The 26510-nt window shown below is 45.9% G+C and carries 16 protein-coding genes and 1 pseudogene; 16 read left to right on the top strand and 1 reads right to left on the bottom strand.

Annotated elements, in window-relative coordinates:
* Positions 1-268: 268 nt before the first annotated feature.
* From ACUJFL_RS17160 to ACUJFL_RS17085, 16 genes and pseudogenes are all read left to right on the top strand, one after another.
* A pseudogene (locus tag ACUJFL_RS17160) lies at positions 269-580 on the top strand (PAS domain-containing protein); the annotation flags it as partial.
* 12 nt (positions 581-592) lie between these two features.
* Positions 593-1114 (top strand): methyl-accepting chemotaxis protein, encoded by a 522-nt coding sequence (locus ACUJFL_RS17155; RefSeq protein WP_445429106.1) that lies wholly within the window; start codon positions 593-595, stop codon positions 1112-1114.
* Between the two features lie 483 nt (positions 1115-1597).
* On the top strand, positions 1598-3646 hold the full coding sequence (locus ACUJFL_RS17150) for a TonB-dependent receptor (protein ID WP_445428110.1): 2049 nt from the start codon (positions 1598-1600) through the stop codon (positions 3644-3646).
* Positions 3647-3964: 318 nt separating this feature from the next.
* A complete protein-coding gene (locus ACUJFL_RS17145) occupies positions 3965-4162 on the top strand; it encodes a hypothetical protein (protein WP_226752267.1) in 198 nt (65 codons plus the stop codon).
* A gap of 96 nt (positions 4163-4258) precedes the next feature.
* The gene (locus ACUJFL_RS17140; protein ID WP_445428109.1) at positions 4259-4840 is read left to right on the top strand and encodes a class I SAM-dependent methyltransferase; all 582 of its coding nucleotides are present in this window, start codon (positions 4259-4261) and stop codon (positions 4838-4840) included.
* Complete coding sequence (locus tag ACUJFL_RS17135; protein ID WP_445428108.1) at positions 4840-7248, top strand: DEAD/DEAH box helicase family protein; 2409 nt, start codon at positions 4840-4842, stop codon at positions 7246-7248. Before ACUJFL_RS17140 ends, ACUJFL_RS17135 begins: the two co-directional genes overlap by 1 nt.
* A 694-nt stretch (positions 7249-7942) precedes the next feature.
* Positions 7943-8821 carry an NAD(P)-dependent oxidoreductase gene (locus tag ACUJFL_RS17130; protein ID WP_306178778.1) on the top strand — a complete coding sequence of 293 codons (879 nt, stop codon included), beginning with the start codon at positions 7943-7945 and terminating at the stop codon, positions 8819-8821.
* Positions 8822-9013: 192 nt separating this feature from the next.
* On the top strand, positions 9014-11284 hold the full coding sequence (locus ACUJFL_RS17125; RefSeq protein WP_445428107.1) for a chondroitinase-B domain-containing protein: 2271 nt from the start codon (positions 9014-9016) through the stop codon (positions 11282-11284).
* A 6-nt stretch (positions 11285-11290) separates the two neighbouring features.
* The gene (locus ACUJFL_RS17120; protein ID WP_445428106.1) at positions 11291-13501 is read left to right on the top strand and encodes a heparinase II/III domain-containing protein; all 2211 of its coding nucleotides are present in this window, start codon (positions 11291-11293) and stop codon (positions 13499-13501) included.
* A 5-nt stretch (positions 13502-13506) separates the two neighbouring features.
* Entirely contained in the window at positions 13507-13851 is a 345-nt protein-coding gene (locus ACUJFL_RS17115) for a cupin domain-containing protein (RefSeq protein ID WP_306178775.1), read from the top strand.
* A 2-nt stretch (positions 13852-13853) separates the two neighbouring features.
* The gene (locus tag ACUJFL_RS17110; RefSeq protein WP_445425617.1) at positions 13854-15161 is read left to right on the top strand and encodes an MFS transporter; all 1308 of its coding nucleotides are present in this window, start codon (positions 13854-13856) and stop codon (positions 15159-15161) included.
* A gap of 4 nt (positions 15162-15165) precedes the next feature.
* Positions 15166-16098, top strand: coding sequence for a sugar kinase (locus ACUJFL_RS17105; RefSeq protein ID WP_445428105.1), 933 nt, complete (start codon positions 15166-15168; stop codon positions 16096-16098).
* Between the two features lie 48 nt (positions 16099-16146).
* Complete coding sequence (eda, locus tag ACUJFL_RS17100; protein WP_445428104.1) at positions 16147-16797, top strand: bifunctional 4-hydroxy-2-oxoglutarate aldolase/2-dehydro-3-deoxy-phosphogluconate aldolase; 651 nt, start codon at positions 16147-16149, stop codon at positions 16795-16797.
* A 140-nt stretch (positions 16798-16937) separates the two neighbouring features.
* Positions 16938-17831, top strand: a complete 894-nt coding sequence (locus ACUJFL_RS17095) for a polysaccharide lyase family 7 protein (RefSeq protein WP_445429105.1) — start codon at positions 16938-16940, stop codon at positions 17829-17831.
* Between the two features lie 277 nt (positions 17832-18108).
* Positions 18109-21147, top strand: coding sequence for a TonB-dependent receptor (locus tag ACUJFL_RS17090; RefSeq protein ID WP_445428103.1), 3039 nt, complete (start codon positions 18109-18111; stop codon positions 21145-21147).
* Between the two features lie 123 nt (positions 21148-21270).
* Positions 21271-24921 (top strand): VCBS domain-containing protein, encoded by a 3651-nt coding sequence (locus ACUJFL_RS17085; protein ID WP_445428102.1) that lies wholly within the window; start codon positions 21271-21273, stop codon positions 24919-24921.
* 133 nt (positions 24922-25054) lie between these two features.
* Here ACUJFL_RS17085 and ACUJFL_RS17080 read toward each other — a convergent pair whose 3' ends face one another.
* Positions 25055-26497, bottom strand: a complete 1443-nt coding sequence (locus ACUJFL_RS17080; RefSeq protein WP_445428101.1) for a polysaccharide lyase family 7 protein — start codon at positions 26495-26497, stop codon at positions 25055-25057.
* Positions 26498-26510: the final 13 nt, after the last annotated feature.

Genomic DNA, 26510 nt, shown 5'->3' with positions numbered 1-26510 from the left:
CTAGCTAAAAATTAACTGTGAGTTAATGAGTTGAAGTAAAAATACATCGTTAACATACTAATATAAAACCCATGGTCGTCTTGTCGATTTTCGCTATTAGGTGATGTGGTAGCCCTTAACGTCAGGGCATGCCACCTCTACAACTCGGCTCTGTGTGAACCTGTCCCCCCTAAGTGGTGCAAGTGTCAAAATATTAAAATCTCAAAGTGCAACAATTGTGACCAAAATTATCGTAAATCGTTTTTTTAAACTGTCTGTCTTTAAAGCTATGGACAATACGACTGCTATTATCGAGTTTACTCCTGATGGAGTTATAGCAGATGCTAACGAGTTATTTCTCTCCGTTATGGGGTACTCGAAGGACGAAGTCATTGGGAAACACCATAAAATTTTCTGTCATTCGCAGTTCTACGATGAGAATCCTCATTTCTGGAAAAAAATCAGTTTAGGTGAGCCATTTTCAGGGCTATTTGAAAGAAAAAATAAACTTGGGCAGGCAGTTTGGCTTGAAGCTACTTACAACCCAATAGCAGATAGTAACGGAAAAGTAACAAAGGTAGTAAAGTTTGCTGCCAACGTTACCAATAGGATTTTGCAAGCGAATTCTGCAGCAGAGCAAGCAGCAGCAACTTCTGAACAAACATCACAAATAACACTGCAAGCAACTAGCGTCCTCGAAGAGGCGATTAGAACAACCGATCTTATTGTTCAAGAAGTTAGTAGTGCAACCTCTGTAAGCAAAAAGCTTAATGAGCAATCGAATTCAATAAAGGACATTGTAGTCACTATTTGGTCGATAGCAGATCAAACTAATTTATTTGCTTTAAATGCCGCTATTGAGGCTGCTCGAGCGGGAGAATCAGGGCGTGGTTTTGCTGTTGTGGCAGATGAAGTTAGAACGCTAGCCGCAAGAACCAGTGAAGCTACAAGCAAAATTGGAAATGTGATTGATAGTAATGCGCAACTCATTGGGCAAATCTATAACCAGATGGGAAAAAGACAAGCAGCATCCGAAGATGGACAGATAAAAATTTCAGGTGTTAGTCGTGGCTTGAATGATGTAAAAAATGGCGTTGATAATATGGCACAAGTCATATCAGGCCTAAAACAATAGCTTATTTGCAAAAAAATATAATATCTTCTGCTCATGTCGGCTTTTCGCTCCTAGTAAAGTTCGTCTGTATGCCAAAACTGGAAATTCAGTCCGTTTTTTTCAGCTATGTCTAATGATCTTTTGGGCTTGATGTTTCAGATGAATGATGCTGCGCTCTGGGTACTAGTTTGAAAGAAATAGCCGCTTAGTACTTTGGTCCGCATAGTGTTAAAGCGAGTATAAAGAAGTAATTAAATTTAGTGCTTCCGTTGGCATTGTCATGCAATACCTTGATTTACGGATTCTCCATGTTTAAGTGCTTATTTATAAAGAAATTTAATTCACGAGCTGAGGCTCTGCTTACTGGCATTTTTCGGGATGATTGTTTAGTAAGTTAAGCGAGTTTATCGCTAGCTTGTCTACTCACTTATAGCCATTATTACTTCAGTATCATCACTGAATAAGTTATACGTATTACCATTACCCCACGGTTAAGGGCAAACCATGCATAAACCCGTTATTCTTATTTTTAGCGTTTTCAGCCTGTTTTCATACTCTAACAGCCTACAAGCTGATCCTTTGTCGTCACATGCCATAGAGAATATTTTAATTAAAGGCCGGCAGATAGACTTACTGGGTCACAGCAGTAGCGCATCTGAAGGCATTATTGGCAATGCCGAGATTTTAGATCGGCATTTATTGCGCACTGGAGAAATTTTAGAATTTATACCCGGTATGGTTGTGACACAGCATAGTGGTAGCGGCAAATCTAACCAATATTTTTTAAGGGGCTTTAATTTAGATCATGGTACCGATTTCTCGAATTTTGTAGATGGAATGCCAGTCAACATGCGCAGCCACGGTCATGGCCAAGGTTATACCGATTTAAACTTTATTATCCCTGAGATTATCAGCCAAATCGATTATCAAAAAGGCACCTATCTCGCCAACAGCGGCGATTTTTCTGCCGCAGGCTCAGCACGTTTTGGCTTGCAAAATACTACCCCTAATGAAATCTCTTTGACGCTTGGAGAGAATGCCTATCAACGTGTTTTAGCAAAAGGCAGCTTAAATACCGCGCAGGGCAATTTGTTATTAGCGTCAGAGCTACAAGGCTATGATGGCCCATGGCAAGATATTTCTGAAGACACGCGTAAAGTAAACCTGCTAAGCCGCTACAGTCAGCGCCTTGAAAACGGGCAGTTTGCACTCACTGTTATGGCATATGACAATAGCTGGAACGCGGCTGACCAAGTGCCCCAACGGGCCATTAACGACGGCTTGATTGATCGTTTTGGTTCTCTAGATACTACCTTAGGGGGAGAAAGCTCACGCTACAGCGTGTCTGGCAGTTGGCTTAACGATAACTGGCAGGCGAACGCTTATATTATCCGCTCAGAACTCGATTTATGGTCAAACTTTACTTATTTTCTATCTGATCCGCTAAATGGCGATCAATTTGAGCAAACCGATTCTCGTACAATTTATGGTGGGGAAATAAGCCGTAATTGGCATCAACATGTCGGCAGTATGGCTGCAGAGTATGTTGTAGGTGTGCAAACCCGTATTGATGATATTGCCGAGGTAGGTCTTTACAACACGCAAGCCCGCCAAAGACTGAATACCGTGCGTGAAGATGCCGTATTACAGCGTAGCATTGGCTTGTTTAACCAAAACACTTTTGCGTTAACCGAGCAATGGCTGCTGCATATTGGTGCCCGTTATGATGTGATGCGCGCCCGTGTAGACAGTAACGAAGAGGCAAATAGCGGTAAGTCATCCGAAGGCATTGTGTCGTTTAAAGGCGGGCTTAGTTATCAAATGAGCCCAAATTGGCAAAGCTATTTTAATGTGGGGCAAGGTTTTCATTCTAATGATGCTCGCGGCACTACTGCAACTCGCGTACCCCAGACGGATGAAGCCGTTGAGCCTGTTGATTTTTTAGTGCGTAGCAATGGCGCCGAGCTTGGTATACGTTATTTTGATAGCGTTACCTTCAATGCTTCAGCAGCATTATGGTACTTAGATATGGACTCAGAATTATTATATGTGGGTGATGCGGGTACCAATGAGCCCAGCCGTGCATCACGACGCTATGGTTTAGAGATTGCAGCATATTATTGGTTGAATAACAGCTGGAGTATAGATACTGAACTCGCACTTACTCGCTCACGGTTTACCGAAGAGGCAACTGATGAAGGTGAGTATATTGATGGTTCATTACCAATGGTATTCAGTATGGGGCTTATCTATAAAGCGGATGACGTTTGGCAAACGAGCTTACGGCTGCGCCATTTTGGTAAGCGCACACTAGACAGTTTTAATGAACAACGCTCTGCATCGTCTACCGTGCTAAATGGTAATCTAAAATACAACTTGTCAAATTGGCGTGTTTCAATTGATCTTCTTAACATACTGAACAGCAAAGCCAGTGATATAGAATACTTTTATGCGTCAAGATTAAACAATGAAGCTGCAGAAGGCATTGAAGATCGTCATATACACCCTATGGAGCCAAGAACCGTAAGGATCAGTGCAACTTATGCTTTTTAAGATTACCTCAATAACGAAATAAAAAGCACGAATGACCAAAATCACAGGATGTTTTTGTCAATTTGCGCTACAGCGTAACAAAGAATTGAGTTTGGTTCATGGCGTGAATAGAGTGGGTATTTAGAGTAGTGCTAATACCTAAAATCATCTATAAGGTGTCGAAAAATTCGACACTAGAACTCATCGGATACGACAGTTAAATTCCCGATTTTGTAACATATTTGTCGGGCTCTAAATCACAAAAGCGCTATGGTGAACTGATCGAGCCCCATTCAATAATGAAGAGTGTTGAATTGACTGAAGGCAAGGAGCCCGAATATGAAATGGATATTGGTTGCAGTGCTCATGCTTATTCATAATCCCCTAATCGCTTCTACTCAGTATTCTCAATCACAATGTAAAGAGTTAAAAGATCAAAGAGAATACATTCGTAAGCGCATGAATGCAGGCTATGGTGTTGCTGGCGGCGGGTGGGTGGTTGATATGGCGAAAGTGATGCTGATGAAAGCAGGCTAAGCACGTGTCAAAATTGCTTTAGTGCGCATATTTATACGTTGCTCAAATCACACTTTATTGATACTACTAAACAACATCATGGATTGAGACGGTTTTATGTCGGTGAGTTATTACGATCAGCAAGCTGCGAGCTTTGCGCATGATACCCTCAGTGTCGATATGACGTTGCTTTATGACGAGTTTTTGCCGCTGCTGGCGCCGGGTAGTGTTATCGTCGATGCCGGTTGCGGTGCAGGTAGGGATAGCCGCTTTTTCCTGTCTAAAGGGTTTCAGGTATTGGCCTTTGATGCCAGTAAGGCGCTGGTCGACATCGCTGAACAAGTTACCGGTATCGCGGTGGCACATAGTACCTTTCTTCGCTTTACCCCTCCGATCAACGTTGATGCTATTTGGGCGTGTGCCTCGCTGTTGCATGTGCCTAAAGTTGAGCAGCAAGCTACGTTTCAGCATTTAGCGCAATGGTTAAAACCCGAAGGGATCCTGTACTGCTCATATAAGTATGGTGACAACGACTATGCTAAGGCAAGGCGGCAATTTACTAACGCCAATGAGGCGCGCTTGACTGCGTTTTTAGAGGGCGCTGGTTTGCGTATAAGAAAAGTTTGGATCACCGCCGATGCACGCCCAGGTCGCGCTGACGAACAATGGTTAAACGCGATTTTGGAGAAAATCGCCTGATGGTACAGCAGTTATTCCAAGGCAAGGTGCTTACTACAGGTGGCGCGAATGACCCGCTATTACCCAAGTTATTAACGGCAATTAATCACGCGACAGAAGTTGAAATCAGTGTGTCGTTTATTCAGCCATCGGGGTTGCAGTTGCTGTTGCCAGCGTTAACCGATGCGTTGATCGCTGGCGCTAAAATCAAAATACTGACGTCTGATTATTTGCATATCACCTCGCCAGAGGCATTACGCCAGCTGTTGCTGCTTTGCGAGCAAGGCGCCCAAGTGAAGCTGTTTTGTTGCCAAGCTAACACGCCGTTTCATATGAAAGCCTATATCTTTGTCAAAGGCTATGAGGGGGTGATGGAAGAGGGCTGCGCTTATATTGGCTCAAATAACATTAGCCGTACAGCACTGTTAAATTCTCATGAGTGGACATTACGCCATGATTTTCAGCAGAAATATGCTGTTGAGTGTCAGTTTACTGATATTCGCCAACAATTTGCTGCCATATTTAGTCACCCACAAAGCCAGCCACTAACAGAAGCACGATGGGCGGCTTATTTGCAGCGCTACCAACAAAATAAACAACAACGCTTACAGTTAGTGGATGCGGTTATTGAAGAAGAGCCGCGTTTTACGCCCAATGAGGCACAGATGTTAGCATTAGCGGCGTTAACCGAAAGTCGGCAACAAGGGTATAAGCGCGGCTTAGTGGTTCTTGCAACCGGCATGGGTAAAACTTGGCTGGCAGCGTTTGACGCCAAGCAATTGGCCGCCAAACGTGTGCTTTTTGTGGCCCATCGTGAAGAAATCTTATTGCAAGCGCAGCAAAGCTTTAGTCAGTTAAACCCGAATAAAAGTAGTGGTTTATATCTCGGCTCAGAAAAAGCACCCGAGGCTGACTTGTTATTCGCGTCTATCCAAACGTTAAGTAAAGTAGCGCACTTGCAGCAGTTTAAACCTGATCATTTTGATTATGTGGTTGTCGACGAATTTCATCATGCTGCCAGCCCCAGTTATCAAGCATTGTTATATTATTTTACCCCTGAATTTCTATTGGGGCTAACCGCCACGCCTGAGCGCAGTGATCAGGCGGATATTCTGGCGTTGTGTGATAATAATTTGGTGTTTGAACGTAATCTTGTGCATGGCATCGAAAGCCGTATTTTGGTGCCATTTCATTATTATGGCATTTACGATCAGTTTGTTGATTACCAAGAGATCCCCTGGCGCAGCGGTAAGTTTGATCCCAAAGCTTTAGACAGCGCTTTTGCTACGCGCAAGCGGGCGGCACACATTTTTGAGCACTGGCAAAAACACAAACAACAGCGCACCTTGGCCTTTTGTGTGTCACGCCGACACGCCGATTACATGGCAGATTATTTTAAGGCGCAGGGCATCGCCGCTGCTGCGGTTTATCAAGGCAGCGCATTACGGCGCAATGAAGCATTAAGCCTATTGCAGCAAGCGCAGTTGAGTGTGCTGTTTTCGGTTGATTTATTTAACGAGGGAACTGACTTACCCACTATTGATACGGTGTTGATGTTACGGCCAACAGAGTCAAAGATTTTGTTTTTACAACAATTAGGTCGTGGGTTACGCCAAGCTGAACACGTTGGCAAAATGCATTTGGTGGTGCTTGATTTTATTGGTAACCATCAGTCATTTTTAAATAAACCGGCAGCGCTGTATAACGTGAGTGGTGTTAAAGCCATTATTAGCACATTGGCAAAGCAGCCGGTGATTGCGCCAGGTTGTTATATTAATTTTGCACCTGAAGTTGTCAACGTTTGGCAGCAGCTTGTGCGTAACATGAAAAACACAGCGGCTGAAGATTTTCAACAATTGCAGTTAGAGCTTGGGCATCGCCCCACGGCGGCAGAGTTTGTGCTAGCGGGGTTCGATATCAAAAAAGTGCGAGATAAACACGGTAGCTGGTTTAACTTAGTAGCAGAGCAAACTGAAGATGCTGAAATGGCGTTGTTGCTTGAACGTTATGGTAATTGGTTACGCGAGGGTGTCGAAACGACCGGCATGACCAAATGCTTTAAAATGATCTTGCTGCGGGCTTTTTTAGCCTTAAATGGGTTTAGTGCGCCTGTTAGTACTCAAGAATTAGCTAAACAAAGCCGGCAACAAATTTGGCGGCGGCCAGATTTAGTAGAGAAAGACGTTCCCGCTGCACTTAGGCAAGACAATAACAGTGAAAAATGGCATCAGTATTGGTATAAGAACCCGATCCATTTTTATGCCAAGCAAGATAAAGCGGCTAGCAAGCCTTGGTTTGTTTTGAATGCAGGGCGGTTTGCCGCTAACTTTGAGGTTCGTCCTGCGGATATTGAAGCGCTTACTGCGTTAACACATGAGTTAATTGACCTGCGATTAGCGCAATATTTATTGCGTGATGCCCTGGTTTGATAAATCTTAAACACCTAAGTAGGCAAAATCGAGTTGGCTAAAAAGCAGTTCGCTGGGTTAAATCGACATGTTGCCACCAAAATTGCACTTCCTCGAACCACCGCAATGTCTCTTATTGGAGTGTTATGCCGGGTTGAAATGGTGTTCGCTTGGCAATAGCTGCCGCATTAAACCGACATGCGGCGGCCACATCTTGGTATTTTGCATGAATGTCGTCGCTAGATGCACACAACTATCTTACCAATATCCGATTTTAGTTATTACCACAAAGTTCGCACTCGCCGCATGGCAGTGTTTTGGTGGTTACCTTGCTCCTTATCTCACTAATTAAAATAATTTATCTTAACTTCCGTTTAAAATCGTGGGTTAGCAGAGAGGGGGCAGGCTTTTTTTCATTAATTGAAAAGGGGTTTTTGTGTCTTTACTCCGCTCATTTTTACTTTTGGTAAGCTATGTTTAAGTGCTTTCACCATAATTTAACCTAGAAATTGGTTGACAAATTGGCAAGAAATAAATAGCTTTGCTGTCATACCGGGTGGTAAGCTTATGACTTTAGACAAGCAGTTTACGGTCGGTACCTGTTAGTTCTACAACAGCATTTACGCGTTGCAACAATGCAACAACACAGTTTTTTGTGGTGTACAAACGTTTCTTTGCACCATTGTCAGTGCAGCAAAAAAATTAGGGGTGAACAATGTCAAAACCAACGATCGGCTTCATCGGCCTTGGCCTTATGGGCGGCAACATGGTCGAAAATCTACAGAAAAAAGGTTATCAGCTGACGGTAATGGATCTTAACAAAGACGCAGTTGCAGCCTGTGTTGCCAGAGGTGCATCTACAGCCAGCACGGCAAAGGAACTGGCCGCATCAGTTGATATCGTCATGCTTTGTCTCACCACCTCAGCTATTGTTGAAAAAGTGGTTTACGGTGAAGAGGGTATTCTCGCAGGCATTAAAGCCGGGGCAGTACTGGTAGACTTTGGTACCTCTATTCCAGCGTCAACGCGCAAAATCGGTGCTGACCTCGCCAAAAAAGGCGCGGGTATGATCGACGCCCCCCTAGGTCGTACACCGGCACACGCTAAAGATGGCTTACTGAATATTATGGCTGCCGGTGATCAGGAAACTTTCAACAAAGTGCAGCCGGTGTTGCAAGATCAAGGCGAAAACGTGTTTTATTTGGGCGAATTGGGTGCAGGCCACACCACAAAACTTATCAACAACTTCGTTGGTATGACAACCGTTTGCGCCATGTCTCAGGCATTTGCTATTGCTGATCGTGCTGGTGTTAATCGGCAACAACTATTCGACATTATGTCGACCGGGCCTTCCAGCTCACCCTTTATGAAGTTCTGTAAGCACTATGCAGTAGACAATGTGAGTGATCTTGGGTTTTCACTGGCTAATGCTAACAAAGACCTTGGCTATTTCCTGCAAATGGTTGAAGACCTTGGCACCGAATCAAAGATTGCCAAGGGCTCATCAAGTGATTTGCAAGCCGCATTCGATGCTGGCATGGGCAACGGCAACGTGCCAGAGATCTTCGATTACTACCGCGAACTTAACAAATAGCGCGATTTGTCAACCTGTCGACGCTATCCGAGCTATCCATTCTTCGAAGAGGACAGCTGCTCAGTTTTAAAGAAGCATCGACGGTGTATCAGGCGCTAATAAGATGGAATTTATTAGCGCAGGAAGTAACTCCCTTACTTCATGCTCTTACAGTAATGAAGCGAGTCTCAGTATTGAGGTGCAAAAACCATAATGCGTTTATTCAAAGATTATCTGCTAAACATGTGCCTGGCTCTGGTATTAGTCCCAGTATCAGTTACTGCATTCGCAACTGAATATCTTGTCGCGAGCAAAGACGACTACCAGGCGATTTCATCGAAACTGGTTGCAGGTGACAAGATCATCTTGAAAAACGGGGTGTGGACAGACTTTGAGATCCTGCTAGAAGGGCAAGGTGAGGCTGATGCGCCCATAATGTTAACGGCAGAAACCAAGGGGCAAGTGATCCTGTCTGGCCTGTCTAATCTTCGGTTAGCCGGCCAGCATCTAGCCGTTTCTGGTTTGGTGTTTAAAAACGGTTATACCCCCAGCAGTGCCGTCATTGAGTTTCGCAAAAACAGTAAGGCGCTAGCCTTCCACTCACGGGTGACGGAAGTCGTTATCGATAACTATAACAACCCGGATAAGCAGGAATCGGATTATTGGGTAGCCTTGTATGGGCAGCATAATCGGTTAGACCACAGTCATTTCGTGGGAAAACGTAATAGAGGCGTTACCATTGCTGTCCGATTAAACAGCGAACAGAGTCAGCAAAACTATCACCAGATTGATCACAACTACTTTGGTTATCGCCCTACCTTTGGCTCTAATGGTGGCGAAACACTGCGTATTGGCACCAGCCATTATTCGCTTACCGATTCTTATACCTTGGTTGAAAACAATTACTTCGAACACACCAATGGTGAAGTAGAAATTATCTCGATTAAGTCCGGCAAAAATACCCTGCGTGGCAACGTGTTCTTTGAGGCCCGCGGCACGCTGACCCTGCGCCATGGTAACGGTAATATCGTCGAGCAGAATATATTTTTAGGAAACGGCGTGGAGCACACTGGTGGGATACGTGTTATCAACAAAGATCAAGTGATCCGTAACAATTATCTGCAAGGTTTAAAAGGCTATCGATTTGGTAGTGGCTTTACGGTGCTAAATGGCGTCCCGAACTCGTCAATCAACCGCTATCATCAGGTCGAAAACGCCCTTATCGTTAACAACAGCTTTATAGACGTTGATCATATGCACTTGGCGGCCGGTAGCGATGCCGAACGCACCGCGGTGCCTATCAACTCCGTGATGAAAGATAACCTGATTATCAATACCAATAAACAGCAGCCTTTCAGCCTGTTTGATGATGTAAGCGGCATAAAACTCTCCGGTAATATTGCCAATACCGAGCTGCCAGTCGCGCTGAGCTATGGTGTAAAACGCCAGAACGTCGCCCTTAAAAAAGCTGAAAACGGCCTGCTTTATCCCGTGTCGGGCAAGCTAAACGCTGGGGCGAAGCGCGACTTAAAAGTACTGTCTAAACAAGATACTGGGGCAAGTTGGTATCCGAAATCGCCTGGGTTTGTCACATTTGATTCAGGTCAAACACATCAAGTGGCACAGGGTGCAACGGCTTTATTAGCGGCAATAGACCAAGCCGGTGAAGGTGACGTTATTGTGCTGGCTAATGGTCAATATGATATCTCAAAACTGATCAAAATTAATAAAACGTTAACCATCAAAGCGGCACAAGCAGGTCAAGCCACGTTAACCTTTGAACGTTCCGCCTTGTTTGAAATTCAGAACGGCGGCAGTTTGAAACTTGAGGGCTTAGTGATCTCTGGGGCAAATAGTCCTGACTCGGCGGGTAATTCTGTGGTTCGAACCCAAAAATGGGGCATGGTTGATAACTACCGCTTTGTGCTGCTGAACTCACACATCTTAGCGCTGGATATCAATCATACCTTTGATTTTTTCGTCACGGGCAAGGGCGCCTTTGCCGATGAGATCAGCCTGATGGGTAACACTTTTGACAATGTGACCGGCGATATTCTGGTTCTTAATACTGAAATTGAAGATTTGGGCATTTATAACGCCGAGTATGTCACGGTAAAAAACAACACCTTTAACAATGTGCAGGGTGCGGTGGTGAAGCTTTATCGTGGAGGTACCGATGAAAGCACATTTGGGCCGCTTTTGCATATGGCAGATAACACGTTAAACCAAGTGGGTTATGGCAAGCGCAACAAAAATAAATCCAGCTTGTATTTGCACGGTGTGCAGGTTGCCAACATTCTGCAAAACACGCTAGTTAAGTCTGCGCCAATAGTGGTAGAGCATACGGTTGGTGAGCCCATAACGGTTATTAAGAGCAATCTTTTTGATGCCACCCAAGCACCCACTGTCACTGAACTCAGGGTTGAAGGGCCGCACACGGCAGTTATTGACGATAACAAAACCCTAAATACTGACAAGAGGTAGCTGCAGATGAACATGTCAAAATTACTGTTAAAAGTAACGTCGCTGCTGGTTACCTTGGCCTTTATACTGCCATTTGCGGTGCAAGCGGCTCATCCTAATTTGGTGATTACACCCGCTCATGTGTCTGAGATGCGCAAGGCCATTTCGAAGCCAGGGCGATTTTCTAAAGCGTATAGCGATCTAAAAAGCCAAGTTGATCTGCAATTGACTCAGCCTATCAATGTTCCTGTACCGAAGGACGGTGGCGGCGGTTTTACCCATGAACAGCATAAGAAAAATTATCAGCTAATGTACAACGCCGGCATTATTTATCAGCTTAGCCAAGATAAAACTTATGCCAATTATGTACGTGATATGTTGCTGGCTTATGCAAAGTTGTATCCAACATTAGATGTGCACCCCGCACGAAAAGTGGAGTCACAAAATCCCGGCAAGCTGTTTTGGCAAAGTTTAAATGAGGCCGTTTGGTTGGTACATACCATCCAGGCTTACGATTTTGTTCACAGTGCGCTCAATGCACAAGACAGAAAGCGCATTGAAAGCAAGCTGCTTAAACCTGTTGCGCTGTTTTTGTCAGAGGGGCAACCCTCTACCTTTAACAAAGTGCATAACCATGGTACCTGGGCAACCGCCGGGGTGGGTATGGCCGGTTATGTGATGAACGAGCCAGAGTGGGTTGAAAAAGCGCTTTACGATTTGGAAAAATCAGGCAAAGGCGGGTTTTTAAAGCAACTGGAAGAATTATTTTCCCCTCAGGGTTACTACAATGAAGGGCCATATTACCAGCGTTACGCCTTATTGCCTTTCGTTACCTTTGCCAAAGCGATTGAAAATAACGAACCGCAAAGAAAGATCTTTCAGTATCGTGATGGGATTGTATTAAAAGCTATAGATACCACTGTTCAATTAAGTTATGGCGGTTTGTTCTTCCCCATCAACGATGCGATAAAAAGTAAGGGTATCGACACCATCGAGTTGGTGCATGGCGTTGCGCTGGCATACAGCCTAACAGAGGCGCCAGGCTATCTGGATATCGCTAAGCAACAGGATCAGATTATTCTCTCTGGCGATGGCCTAAAGGTAGCGCAAGCGCTGGATAAAGGTTTGGCTGAAGCCTATCAATTTGACTCCGTTGCCTTTGGCGATGGCAGTGATGGCAAGCAAGGCGCGCTAGTGATTATGCGCAGCCAGTTAGCGGGTGATCAGGCCGTACTGTTTAAACCTGCAGCTCAAGGTCTTGGCCATGGCCACTTTGACAAGCTCACCTGGCAGTTTTATGACCTGGGTAAAGAAATTGTCTCTGATTATGGTGCGGCGCGTTTTCTCAATGTGGAAGCCAAATTTGGTGGCCGTTACCTGCCTGAAAACGAGAGTTACGCTAAGCAAACGGTGTCGCACAATACGGTGGTGGTGGATGAAACCAGCCACTTTAATGGCGACGTTGAGGTAGGCAACCAGCACTCGCCTGTACTTAATTACTTTGAAACCAGCCCGTTTGGCTCTGTTACCCGCGCGCATATTGATACGGCTTACCAAGGTGTTCAGTTAAAGCGGACTATGGCGTTGGTTAATTTACCAGAACTTAAAAAATCCATAGTGCTGGATGTGTTTGATGTTGTTGCAGAAAAAACCCATCAACTTGATCTGCCGCTACATTACCAAGGCCAACTTATTGACACGAACTTTGAATTGTCGGTGAGTACCCAACAGCTTTCGGCGCTAGGCACTAAAAATGGTTATCAGCATCTGTGGCTTAAAGGCCGTGGTTTACCCAAGCAGGGGCTGGCAAAGGTGTCCTGGTTAAATGAGAACGGACGCTTCTATACCCACACTAGTTTAGTTGATGGTCAGGAAGAATTTCTGTTCACCCAGATCGGGGCCAACGATCCTCACTTTAATCTACGCAATGAGCAAGCTTTTGTCCGCAGAGTAGAGAACAGCAAGCAACATCACTTCATTTCCGTACTTGAACCTCACGGCGAATACAATCCAAGCGAGGAATACACGCTAGATGCAGAAAGTCAGCTCACTGAGCTTGGCTACAGCCAACAAGATGAACTGCTGTTGGTCGATATCACTATCGCAGGTAAGTCATACCTGATTGCGATTAACCAAGCGGCAGAGGGTTCAGTTAATCAACAATTTCAATATCAACACCAATCGTATGTCATTAACGGTCGACTGGCTGTTTTTGCACTAAACGATGATGAGGAGTAAGACATATGAGCAAGCAAAGTAACCATTTTATCTCTGGTGCTGAGGCCGAGATTGAAGATTTGGGCGGCGGCTTAAAACGTCAGCTACTGGGTTATAACCACGAGCTGATGATGGTGAAAGTGTGGTTTGCCAAGGGTGCCGAAGGTTATGTACACAAACATCGTCATTCACAGGTGACCTATGTGGAAGAAGGAGAATTTCACTTTAATGTTGGTGGGGAAATCAAAGTGATGAAGCCCGGCGACAGTTGCCTGATCCCTCCTTTTGTAGAGCACGGTGCAGTATGTCCTACCGGCGGTATCTTAATTGACACCTTCAGCCCGCCCAGAGAAGACTTTCTAGAGGATTAATCATGAAAATTAAAGGTTTACGCTGGTGGGTGGTGATGTTGATCGCGCTGGCGACCATCATTAACTACATTGACCGTCAATCGCTCAGTGTGCTCTGGCCTGCTATTGTAGAGGATTTATTTCCTGAAAAATCAGCGCTGGAACGCAAACAAATTTACGCAAACATCTCTGTGGTGTTCGTGTTCGCCTATGCCTTTGGTCAGGCAATCTTTGGCAAGATTTTTGACTGGGTGGGTACCCGCATCGGTTTCGTGCTGTCTATCGGTGTTTGGTCATTGGCGACCATTATGCATGCTCTTGCACAAGGCGTGCTGAGTTTCGCTATTTTCAGGGCGATCTTGGGGGTTGCCGAGGCGGGTAACTGGCCAGGGGCTACTAAGGGTAATGCTGAGTGGTTTCCAATCAAAGAGCGTGCATTAGCGCAGGGTATTTTTAACTCAGGTGCGGCCATTGGCGGCATTATCTCTATCCCATTGATTGCGTTTCTTACCGTTTATTTTAGTTGGCAAATGGTGTTTGTGATTATCGGTCTGGTGGGTTTTCTTTGGCTGGTACCTTGGCTGATTTTAGTTAAAGCGCCACCTGCCATGCATTCATGGATTACCGAAGAAGAACGCGACTATATCCTGACCGGTCAAAAACCGAAACTGACGCCGCAGCAGGCAGCTTTACCAGAAGAGGCAGAATATAACCCTACTACCAAGGAGCTGCTTTCTCGCAAGGAAAGCTGGGGCGTCATTATTGCCTCTGCGGCCATCGATCCAATTTGGTGGTTGTTTGTGTTCTGGATCCCGATTTACCTGAATGAAGTTTACGGTATGGATGTGAAGTCTATCGGGATCTATGGCTGGGTACCTTATGTGGGTGCCATGTTTGGTGCCTGGTTTGGTGGTTTGCTGGCCCAGAACAGACTGAACGCGGGTTGGAGTGCGGATAAAACCCGTAAACTGACCATCACCTTGGGCTGCTTAATTATGTTGCCATCATTACTTGCGATGGCCGATCCAGGAGAGCCTGTTATTGCGGTGTTAATTATGGCTGTGATTTTATTTGGTTTCCAAACGGCTATCGGTAACGTGCAAACACTGCCTAGCGATCTTTACAGCAAGCGTGCAGTGGGTACCTTAGCCGGGTTTTCTGGCATGGCGGCTAAGTTAGGCGCAGTGGGGCTGACCTCTTTGGTGCCTTACCTTACTGCAGACGGCAATTACACTCCCGCGTTTGTGATAGGGGCCGCATTAGCTATAACCGCAGCTGCCGCGGTGTGGATTTTGATCCCCCGTATCGAACCTTTAAAGAAAGCTGAGTAAAAACATGACGAAGATATTTTTTCTTGGTGAGTGCATGGTTGAACTAAGAGAACTGGATGACTCGACGATGGGGCATTCGTTTGCTGGTGATGTCTATAACTCAGCGGTATATATGAAACGTTGTTTTCCAACAATAACCGTATCCATGATCACCGCCATTGGTCGTGACCGACTCAGTGAAAAAATGCTTAGCCGATTTAAGAGTGAGGATTTAGACACACAATTTGTGTTTCAACATCCAAGCAAAGTGGCGGGTATGTATTTCATTGAGACCGATAGCGCGGGTGAGCGGCGTTTCACCTATTGGCGTAACGATTCCGCCGCCAAAAAAGTGGTGCAGTTTCTAACTGATGATGTGGTGGAACACTTAGCTGCAGCGGACATGTTCTTTTTCTCAGGCATTCCGCTGGCCATTATTGACGAAGACAGCCGGGACGCCTTTTGGCAAAAACTGGCACGCTTAAAGCAGGCTGGCGTGAAGCTGGTGTTTGATCCCAATTATCGGGCGCAGCTTTGGGCGAGCAAAGATGCGGCAATTGAGCAGTTTAATAAAGCCTTTCAAATAAGTGATATCGCCTTACCTGGCGTTGAAGATCTCAGCGTGCTTTATGGCATTGCGTCTGCAGAAGAGGCACTAGACTTTTGCCAGCAATATCAACTGGAGGAATTGGTGGTAAAAAATGGGCCGAAATCCGTTGTCACACAAATTGGCACAGAACGGCACAGCCACCAGATCACCCCTGTTACCAATGTGGTGGATACCACCTCTGCCGGAGATGCGTTCAATGGCGTTTATTTAGGAGCGCGTTTGTCAGGACGATCGGTCTTTGAAGCGGTACAACTAGGCGCTAAAGCGGCCGGCACGGTGATACAGCACCCGGGCGCGATAGCTCCTTTGGCAGCATTCAAACAGGCCATGTCTGAAGTAGGCATATAGCTGTTATTGCAAAACAACATACATTATTAATTAAAGAGATATTCAGACATGACGCGTTTTTCTGAACTGATGGCAAAACAGACATTACTCCCTATTATTCAAGCGCAATCAACGAAACAAGGTGTGCAAATTGCCCAAGCTATGGCGGATGCCGGGCTTACTCTGGTCGAAGTGGTATTGAGAACAGAAGCTTCTCTTGCCGCTTTAACGGCGATTAAGCAAGAAGTGCCGCAACTGAAAGTCGGCGCAGGCACGGTGATCGATGCCCGGATCTTGAATCAGGCACTGCAAGCCGGTGCTGACTTCATTGTCACCCCAGCAACCTCAAAGACGCTATTGACTGAATTGGCAAGCTGTGGCGTGCCGGTGCTACCGGGTGTGTCTAATACCGGTGATATTTTGCTGGCGTATGAGCATGGCTACTCGGAAATGAAACTTTTTCCGGCTTCACTGTCGGGCGGGGTGCCCTTCTTGCAGGCGGTATCGTCAGTATTCCGGTCGGTTCGTTTTTGTCCGACCGGTGGCGTCAATCAGCAAAATATGCAGGACTATTTGTCATTGAGCAATGTGTTTGCGGTAGGTGGAACCTGGGTTGCACCTGCCAAGTGGGTTGAACAGGGTAATTGGCAAGCCATTACCGCCGCCTGCTATCAAGCGTTGAATAGACAAGGTGCAGAAATGACCCATTCAGTGACTTAGAAGCACTCGGGGATCGTCTTGGTAGAGCAAAAGGAACAACAATGAAAACAATAAACCGCATGTTGACGCTGAGCTTAATGTTATTGGCCGTTTTCGTCACTTACGCCAATGAAAATGACGAGAGTGACAGCAATATTGTAATGCCAGTATCCCACCAACAATTAGCGCAAGGGGTATTACTGGGAAATTTTACGCATTTGGATCCTGCGAAAAACCCCAGTGAAAACTTTGATCTGCTGGATTGGAGTTTAACGCTGCCAACGGATCTGAACAAAGATAAAAAAGCCGACATTGTTTACGAGCGGGCATTAGCTGATGGCTTTGAACTGAAACCGTTGTTTTACACCGCCGAGGATGGCGGTATGGTGTTCGCTTGTCCAAATGAAGGTGCCAAAACTTCAAGCAATACCAAGTATGCCAGAACAGAGTTGCGCGAAATGCTCAGGCGCGGCAATACTCAGATCAAGACGCAAGGTATAACCAAGAATAACTGGGTTTTTAGCCAAGCGCACGGTTCAGTTAAACGCAATGCTGGCGCTGTTGAAGGCAGCCTAGAAGCAACGCTTGCCGTTAATAGGGTATCGATAACGGGCGATGAGAAACAAGTCGGCAGAGTGATCATTGGCCAGATCCATGCAACAGACGATGAGCCCATTCGCCTTTATTACCGAAAACTCCCTAATAATGAAAAGGGCTCTATTTATTTTGCGCATGAGATCAATGGAGGCGATGACGTCTGGGTTCATATTATCGGCTCGCGCTCCCACACCTTAGTCAATCCCGAAGATGGCATCGGATTGAATGAGAAGTTCAGCTATAAAATTACAGTGGAAAACAGTGTGTTGTTTGTCACTATCATTCGTCCTGGCAAAGCCAATATCACTAAATCCATCGATATGAGTAAAAGTGGTTATAACAGGAATAATCAATATATGTACTTTAAAGCGGGTGTTTATAACCAAAACAATAGCGGCGATCCTCGAGACTATGTGCAGGCGACGTTCTATCACCTTGAAAATCAGCACGATAATTAGCCATTTTTGTTGAATGTAACGCTAAATACATAGCCATAAAAAAAGCGCAAGCTGGTTAACCAGTTTGCGCTTTTTTTATGGCGTTTTAGCTGTTTCTCTTTATGGTGTTTTACCTGTTGCATCTTTCAAATTCTCATTGGTAATTATCATTGGTAATAGATGTATTTAATAATTGGTTGATATGATGCTTTGATTTGGTTATATTTCGAACGTTAAATAAATTTCTTACAGGTAACAGGTAAACCTAACCGCACAAAATAATAACGGAGAACAGGATATGTCGCTGATATTTGATAATGATGCAGACAGATGTACACAAGAGAAACACTTCAGGCTTTCGCCTGTCGCCACAGTGGTAAAAATGGCACTGGTTGTCTCTCTTACCAGTTTTATTGCGATGTCTGCCAAAGCGCAAGAAGCGAACGCTGAACCGAAAAATGAAGCTGAAAATATTGAAGTTGAGGTGATTGAGGTTATAGGTACCCGTAAAACCATCCAAGACCAAATTGCCATAAAGCGTGAGGCGACTTCGGTGGTTGATGGTTTATCGGCTGAAGATATCGGTGATTTACCTGCACTGTCAATTGGTGAAGCCTTAGAGTCAATAACAGGTGCCGCTTCTCACCGTGAAAATGGCGGTGCGACAGAAATTACGATTCGCGGTTTAGGCCCCTTCTTGAGTGCCACGCACATTAATGGTCGTGAAGCGACAAATGGTAGTGGTGACCGCTCAGTTAACTTTTCACAATTTCCGTCTGAGTTAATGCAAAAAGTGGCGATTTATAAAACTCAGGACGCATCACTGATCGAAGGGGGTGTGGCCGGTGTCATTACCTTAGAAACGCTAAAGCCTTTAGATTACGGTAAACAGCAAATTCAGGGGGAGGTAAAAGTAAATTATAACCCTGATGAAGCTAATATTGACAACTCATTACACGGCAATCTAGGTGGTCGGGTAACATTCAGCCTTGTTGACCAATTTGAGTTTGACAATGGTCAGGCCTTAGGGGTTTCGTTTGGTGTGCAACGTCAGGATATCAGCCAACCTGAAGCGGAGTATCGCAGTTCAGGCCCGACTGGCGCTTCTTTGTGGGCATGTTTAAACGATCCCACTAACACCAATGAAGGTTTTTTCCGCAGTACAGCCGGTGATTGCGAAGATCGGGTGGTGGGTAGTAGTAATCAAGGTTATCAAACCGCGATTAACCCCGTGACGGGTGAGGCACAAAGTGCGGGTACGCCTTACGCTTGGACGGGTAGTAGCCGTAGTTACCGCCAAAACGAAACGTCTGATGAGCGTGATGCTGTGTTTCTTGCGTTACAATATCGCCCTTCCGATGCGTGGGATATCAACTTTGACGCGCAAATCTCGGATCGTAATCAAGCGGAAGCACGTCATGACTTACTGTTCTTACAAAAGCGCGTTACGCCGGGTGTCACTGGTGAAAATCTGATTGTTAATGATGTAGGCGGCATTCTGCAATGGCAAGGCAAAGAGCGTTTTGAGTCCGCCGGCGAGCAGTTTTCTCGTGAAGAAAATTATGTTGGTTACGGCCTGAATGTTGAACACTTTTTCAGTGACCGCTTAACGATCACGGCCGATTTTGGTTACTCGCAAACCAAACGTGAAGAGTTGCAAATTTCTAACCGGGGTAGAACGATTGACCGGCCCTTTTTAACGTGGGAAATGGGCAAGTATATCCCGCATATTACCGTCACTGATTTTGATGTGACCGACATCTCGAATTTCACAGATAGCTTACGCACCCGTCTTGATAGAGAAGGTGTGCGTGAAAACGAGATTGTTTCTGCACGCTTGGATTTCAAATATGCGCTGGAAAGCAATGTGTTTTCCAGTGTGCAAGGTGGGGTGAGAGCGTCAGAGCTCAGTTTTCTGCAGCTTGGTGGTAACCAAGGTAGTGGTTCACGTACGGAAATATTGCTGGATGAAAGTGCCATATCCGCATTAGACGTATTGCAGCAATGTCAGATCAATTTCCCTGAAACCGACTTATTATCCTCTGTGTCTGATGGCAATCTGATTACCCACATCGACAGTAACGGTAACGTCGTGGCCAGTGGTACGGGTTCATCATGGGCCACTTACGATAATGTCTGTTTCTCACAAGCACTTGTGAATTCAGTTGGTGGGAGCTTTGCCTACCCGGAAGTTGAGTATCAAAACTCGGGAACTCAGGATGTTACTGAAAAAACCCTGTCGGCTTATCTGATGGCCAACTACGATACTGAAATGTTCGGTAAGTTTATTCGCGGTAATTTTGGTGTGCGGCTGGTTGATACCGACGTTACTTCAATTGGTTTTAGAAACAGCTTTGATGTTGTTACCAATGAATTAGGGGTGCTGAGCCTGGTTACCGGCGATTCGTTAGAGTCGATTACTGGCGGCGGCGGTTATACCGAAATACTCCCTAGCTTTAACCTGGTCGTCGATTACAGTGACAACATTTTGCTGCGAGCCGGTATTTACCGTGGCATGTCACGAGCGAACCCCAGTGATATGAGTTATAGCCGCACATTCCAAACGGATGATGATGTAGCGCCAACGTCCTTGGCAGACTTATTTGTCGGCGTGAATGGTTCAGGTAACCCCAATATCAAGCCTCTGATGTCATGGAATTACGACGTCGCATTTGAATGGTATCCTAACGAAGATTCCATCTTCGCGCTAAGCCTCTATTACAAACAATTCCAGGGTGGGTTCCAACAACGCACCGTATTGGAAGACTTTCTTGTTGACGGTCAGACGGTAACCTTGCCGATTACCAATTCGGTCACTACGGACAATGAAAGTGACCTGTACGGCTTAGAGGCGTCAATAGCCTATCGCTGGGACAATGGCCTTGGCGTTAAGCTGGGTTACAACTACGCCGATACGGACTTCGAGTTTGAAGACAGCTTGTACGGTAATACCTTTATTACCGATTTAGATGGCACCACGCGTCAATTGACGGCAGGTATTGTGCCACCTGGCTCGGTCCCTGGCTTTTCTGAACATGTATTCAGTGGTCAGATCTACTATCAAATCGGCGATTTTGATACGGCACTTATTTACAAGTATCGCAGTGAATACTTCCAGCCCTATACCACTGACGGAACCCGACTGCGTTATGTTGATGAAGTGGGCGTATGGGAAGCCCGCGCCTCTTACCGCATTAATAAAAATATTCGGGTAAAAGTGGAAGCGATTAACCTGTTCAGTGCACCCAAATCACAGGATTTCTTTGTGCAGGGTAACTTGGGCGAAGTTAACGACTACGGTCCGCGATTCTTTGCCGGTATTAGTTTGAAGTACTAATCGATTCACTAGAGATCTGAATCAGAATGCGGGAGAAAGTAGAAGCCCGCGAGTATTGACCTATATTACTTTTGTTCAGTCACTAAGCCACTTGTTAGTACTGAACCATTAGGAGCAGAAAGCATGTTTAAACAGTCTCTAATAGCCATCATCTTGGCAACCGCTTTGGTCGGTTGTGGTGGTGGTGATAATAACGAACTGGCTGGCAATAGCAGAGGAAGTATCAGTATCAGTGGTGGCGCATTAATCGCAGGCACCACCCTCTCGGCATCGGTAACGGATGCCGACGGCATTAAAAGCGACACCCTAGTTTACCAGTGGTCAACGGGGACAACGGGATCGTCATACACTATCACTGAAGCGGATGAAGGTTCTACCATCTCCGTGTCGGCCAGATATACCGATGAAAAAGGCATTACAGAAGGCGTAGGGGCATCGACGTCTGTGATACTGCCTACCCTGAATGTCAATGCCAATGTGGTAAAAGGGCCAATAGACGCCGCAAATTGCGAAATATTTGCTGTGACTGACACGGGTGTTGCAGCAACACCGGCTCAGGCCACGGCAATCTCCAATAGTATGGGTCGCGTCACTTTTACTAATGTGCATTTTGAAGGTACGGGCTTAATTTCGTGTTCAGGCGGTACCTATAAAGATGAGTCAACCGGCTTAATGCTGGAAGCGCCTACCTTAAGATCGGTGGTGAATGTGGTGGAAGGCACTGCAGATACGCCTGCACCTTCTTATGTTGTGTCGCCTTTAACGGAAATGGCGGTTCAGGCAGCAGGTGCCAACTTAAACACCTTTGCTGAGCGTGCTCGAGTCATCAATGCACGTTTTGGTATTCGTTTTGATACTACAACTGTGTTACCGACCGAGATTGGCGTTGTCGATCTGGGCGCTGCTGGTGCAGCAGATGCTGACCGCTATGGCTCGGTATTAGCACTGTTGTCGCAACTCGATGCCGACAACGTTGACAAAAACATGGCAACGTTAATCGCCGACATCGCGGCTGATTTGGCTGATGGTGCCTTTTCAGAGGGGCTGTTAGCTGCCCTTGAAACGGCCCAGCTTAATTTACAAACTATGTCAGTTATCGCAAATAAAGTGGATGTCTCTTTACTTAATATTATTGGTTCTGCGATTGGCTACAACAACACCCCTGTTGCTGCAATCATTGAAGGGACCTTAAATGGCACCATTCAACATACTGCCACCGAGCCGTTAACGGGTTCTGTTATTGTGATTGACCCGAACTTTGGCGAAGATGAAATTCTGGTACAAAGTAACGAACTGCTTGACTATGGTTCTTTCAGTATCAGTGCCCAAGGCAATTGGTCATACACTGTCGATGTGAACAACGAAACGGTTGCCAGCCTAGAACTTGGCAACTCTGTGAATGATACGGTGACCATCACCTCGATTGACGGAACGACTGCTGAAATCAAGATCCGCATTGCAGCGTTAACGCAGTTAGTGAAGATTTCGGATACGGGTAATGACACTGGTGAAATTCGTTTTAGTGTTAACAATTTACGTAAAGGTAAACTCAGTGCGTCTTTTGCTAAAGATGAAACCCTGGGCAGTGATGGCAATATAAAAGATGCCTATATTACACTGTATGGTTCTTCTGGTAGTTCCAGTGAGGCGTTGATTGATTTGCGTATTCAGGGTTCGCAAACGGGCAGTGATGGTATGCCGATTGCACCCCGCTTCTTGGTTAGAAACACAGAAAGTGCCGCTTATCCGGGTGTCATCGTTACCGCCCCCTTTGTGGAAGGCGAATTCTATAACGTTGACATTACCTGGGATTTAGATGCCGCTGAGCAATTAACCCTTACGATTAACGATGAAGTGATTGGTGGTGGGTCGTTCTCCACTGCGGCGGTAGTTGATCCTGATTTTGTTAATCTGGAACAGTGGTTCGCCGATGGCGTTAAAGCGGTACAATTTAGATTGGGTGACAATGATCGAACCATCCCTTTTGGTTCCTTTTATGTAGATGATATTGAGGTTTATTCAGACGTTGCAGGTACCACCCGCGTATTCGCAGATGATTTTGAAAGCTACGCCGAGGGTGACACCCTGGATGGTGTCGGCAGTCTTTATAACTTAGCGATCTACTCTGAAGTTGTGGTATTTGATGTTGGGGATGGCACTGTTGAGCCAACGCCAGCCGTTTTCTTTGACTTAACTGCGTCTATTGCAAGCAATGCTACTGCAGCCTTGACCGGAACCGTTACTGTGGTTGACCCAGATGAAGGTGAAGCCTTTATTATGCCAGCCTCGCTCCGCAGCCGATTTGGCGACTTTGCTATTCTGGAAGACGGTTCTTGGAGCTACTTGCTTGATACGACCAACGCTACCATTGCGGCTTTAGTGAGCGGTGAACGCGAAACCGATACGATCACCATTGAATCTTTCGATGGCACCACCGCAGAACTGGTGATTACCATCAATGGTGTGGGTGGCGAAACCGCAGGCGCCAATAAGGTTGCAGTGATTATTGATACCGATCCAACGGATACTGGCGAGCTACGTTATGCGCTTGGCAGTAATGGCCCACTGGCACAAGGTCGAATTACCGCATCGGTTAAGCGTTTAGATGATGAATTAGGTGATGGTGATGCGTTTATCACGCTATTCAATTCTGCCACCAATAACAATGGTGCGATCTTAGATCTACGTATCACAGACGATAGCTTTGCGGTTCGTAGCCCAAGTAGTGTCGATACGTCGGCTGCCACCGTGTTGTTAGATACCTTTATGGACATTGTGATCACGTGGGAATATCCGAATGGTAACTTAGAGGTTAATCCGCTGGTAACGGTTGAAGTAGACGGCGTCAGTTTTGTGGCTGAAGGCTTTACACCAGATAACAGCTCTACCGGTGGTGTCTCGCACGTTTCATTCCGGTTTGGTGACAATAGTGGCGTTCGACCAGAGACGGCTAAATTTACGGTGGATGACTTAGTTATATACTCCGACAAGGCGGGAACCAGTGTGGTATTTTCTGACGACTTTGAGTCATATACAGCTGGAGATTCTCTTGGCACAGATAACCCGGCATCACCCTATAACTCAGCAACCTCTGAGGCAAGTGTTGAGACTATTGGTGAAGCGAGTGGCCCTGGCACACCGGGCAATAAAATTGCTGAAATTCGGGATACCGATCCGACTGATACCGGCGAGTTAAGATATGCGCTTGCCGACAAAGGCCCGCTGGCTGAAGGTCGCTTTGTGCTTGCCATCAAACGTTTAGACGATGAAATGGGTGATGGCGATGCCTATATTACGCTGTTTAATTCCGCCACCAATAACGATGGGGCGATTTTAGATCTGCGTATCACTGACGATAGCTTTGCGGTTCGCAGCCCGGCAGGTGTCGACACCTCCGCAGCCAAAGTCTTGCTGGATGAATTTATGCATGTGGTGATTACCTGGAAGTACCCAGGTGGCAATCTTGAAGTGAATCCGGTGGTCACGGTTGAGGTTGACGGTGTGCGGTTTACGACCGATGGCTTTACGCCAGATAATAACTCCTTCGGTGGTGTCACTCACATTGCGGTAAGATTTGGTAGCAACAGCGGCACCATACCTGCAACCGGTGTGGTATCGGTAGATAATATTGCTATTTATGCCGATGCAGAGGGCAGAACCCTATTGTTCTCAGACGATTTTGAATCTTATGCTGTGGGTGACTCGCTGGATACAGACAATTCTGCGTCACCTTATAACTCAGCAACTAATGAGGCGGTTGTCGCGGTGGAATAACACCTTTACTATACTGCTGGGTGAGCGCTCAGAGATTAAACGTGTAGTGTAAATAGTAAGGCGGGAATTATCCCGCCTTCTTTTTACTGTAACTCAAACCCTTAGTGTTTACGTTACTCGTACAGCGCTTATGTTATTCGCTAGCCGAATATCCGGTGTGACTGTTTTTAATTTCATAGAAGGTGGCTTGCACAAACTCTGCTGGATTGCTTGAATTGTTAACGTTATATACGCCCACTTTAAAATAGTGGTACTGACCCGGCTGATCATACAAACTTTCAGCCATATCATACTGGGCCACAACATCGGCCTTGCCTGCACGGCTAATCGTCACGGTGAGTAAGTTGAAATTAACGCTGATGTGATAACTAAAAACCTCATTCAGGGCGATTCCCTCCACCGGGTTTGCGGCGGTATTGCTGCGTGAGCCAATCATGTCAACATAGGTTTCAATGTTTCTACCTTGACTGTCTTTCACCCGGCTCTCATGCGCGAAATAGATAGCACCGCGTTCATTTCCTGGCAGTTTTCGATAGTATAAGCGAACCGGTTCATCATCATTAGCGTGGATCTGACCAATGATTACCCGGCCAATCTGAAAATTTTCGCCAGTGGTGGTAACCTGATTAACCGCCATCTTTACCCGCAAATCGCCGTCATAGCCGCCTGCATTCTGCCGCCCTTGTGCTGAGGCACTGCCAAACACCCAGTTATTTTTATTCACGCCCTGCGTGCTGATACTACGGTCGCCACGGCGTAACATTTCTCTTAGTTCAACCCGTACATAGCTAGTATTGGCAGAGGTTTTAAAGCCATAACTGGGTGAGCGCATCACAATGCCGCCATCAGCTGAGGCATAAAAGAATTCAGAATTGGTATAACCGTTTGCAAGGTCTGTTTCAAAAAGGGAGTCAGCGGTGCCACTGTTGTCCTCATCGGTAGGGATGCTCAGGTACCAGTCGATTAACTCGATACCCAATTCATTAGGAAAACGTTCGCTGAAGTTGCCGCCGGCATCTTGGCAATAATGCGCCTGAACTTCAACAATGGCATTATTTTGGTTTTCGTTATTACCAAGCCCGATTAGCTTGATATAGCGGGCTGATGTCGGCTCGATTTTTACTAGTTCAAAACCACTATGTCTGCCGCTGGAATCTGCTTGCGTTAATACGGTGGTCCAACTCGTGTTATCGCTCGAAGTTTCCACAGAAAATCTCGCGATACGTTTATTGCCTTCAAACCATTTAATGGTCAGTGCACCCAGTGTTTTAACGCTTCCCAAATCTAATATTAGCGCGGCATTTCTACCATCGTTTGACCATCTGGATTGGGATGATGTGTTGCCATCAATGGCACTGGATGCTGGATATGCCGAGTTCTCCATGGCGTCAGTGGCAGAGCGTATTGGGTACACCTGATTGATGCATTGCTCAGGTGTGACTATCACAGGGGGTGGGGATGTAATATTGGTGGTATTAGTGTCACTACTTCCACCGCAGGCTGTGACAGCTAGAGCTAAATTTATGGCAATAACGAGTTTGCCGAATTGATGGACTCTTTTTGACCGATAAGACATGCCCTTATCTCCT

The organism is Alishewanella sp. HL-SH05, assembly GCF_052655985.1.
Note: the sequence above shows the minus strand (reverse complement) of the source record. Positions and strands in the feature narration are given on the sequence as shown.

What these genes read in the sequence shown, in the direction of transcription:
- ACUJFL_RS17145 (WP_226752267.1), top strand. Translation starts at nt 3,965, where the DNA reads ATGAAATGGATATTGGTTGCAGTGCTCATGCTTATTCATAATCCCCTA.
- ACUJFL_RS17130 (WP_306178778.1), top strand. Translation starts at nt 7,943, where the DNA reads ATGTCAAAACCAACGATCGGCTTCATCGGCCTTGGCCTTATGGGCGGC.
- ACUJFL_RS17080 (WP_445428101.1), bottom strand. Translation starts at nt 26,497, where the DNA reads ATGTCTTATCGGTCAAAAAGAGTCCATCAATTCGGCAAACTCGTTATT.
- ACUJFL_RS17140 (WP_445428109.1), top strand. Translation starts at nt 4,259, where the DNA reads ATGTCGGTGAGTTATTACGATCAGCAAGCTGCGAGCTTTGCGCATGAT.
- ACUJFL_RS17110 (WP_445425617.1), top strand. Translation starts at nt 13,854, where the DNA reads ATGAAAATTAAAGGTTTACGCTGGTGGGTGGTGATGTTGATCGCGCTG.
- ACUJFL_RS17095 (WP_445429105.1), top strand. Translation starts at nt 16,938, where the DNA reads ATGCCAGTATCCCACCAACAATTAGCGCAAGGGGTATTACTGGGAAAT.
- ACUJFL_RS17085 (WP_445428102.1), top strand. Translation starts at nt 21,271, where the DNA reads ATGTTTAAACAGTCTCTAATAGCCATCATCTTGGCAACCGCTTTGGTC.
- ACUJFL_RS17120 (WP_445428106.1), top strand. Translation starts at nt 11,291, where the DNA reads ATGAACATGTCAAAATTACTGTTAAAAGTAACGTCGCTGCTGGTTACC.
- ACUJFL_RS17105 (WP_445428105.1), top strand. Translation starts at nt 15,166, where the DNA reads ATGACGAAGATATTTTTTCTTGGTGAGTGCATGGTTGAACTAAGAGAA.
- ACUJFL_RS17135 (WP_445428108.1), top strand. Translation starts at nt 4,840, where the DNA reads ATGGTACAGCAGTTATTCCAAGGCAAGGTGCTTACTACAGGTGGCGCG.
- ACUJFL_RS17150 (WP_445428110.1), top strand. Translation starts at nt 1,598, where the DNA reads ATGCATAAACCCGTTATTCTTATTTTTAGCGTTTTCAGCCTGTTTTCA.
- ACUJFL_RS17125 (WP_445428107.1), top strand. Translation starts at nt 9,014, where the DNA reads ATGCGTTTATTCAAAGATTATCTGCTAAACATGTGCCTGGCTCTGGTA.
- ACUJFL_RS17115 (WP_306178775.1), top strand. Translation starts at nt 13,507, where the DNA reads ATGAGCAAGCAAAGTAACCATTTTATCTCTGGTGCTGAGGCCGAGATT.
- eda (WP_445428104.1), top strand. Translation starts at nt 16,147, where the DNA reads ATGACGCGTTTTTCTGAACTGATGGCAAAACAGACATTACTCCCTATT.
- ACUJFL_RS17090 (WP_445428103.1), top strand. Translation starts at nt 18,109, where the DNA reads ATGTCGCTGATATTTGATAATGATGCAGACAGATGTACACAAGAGAAA.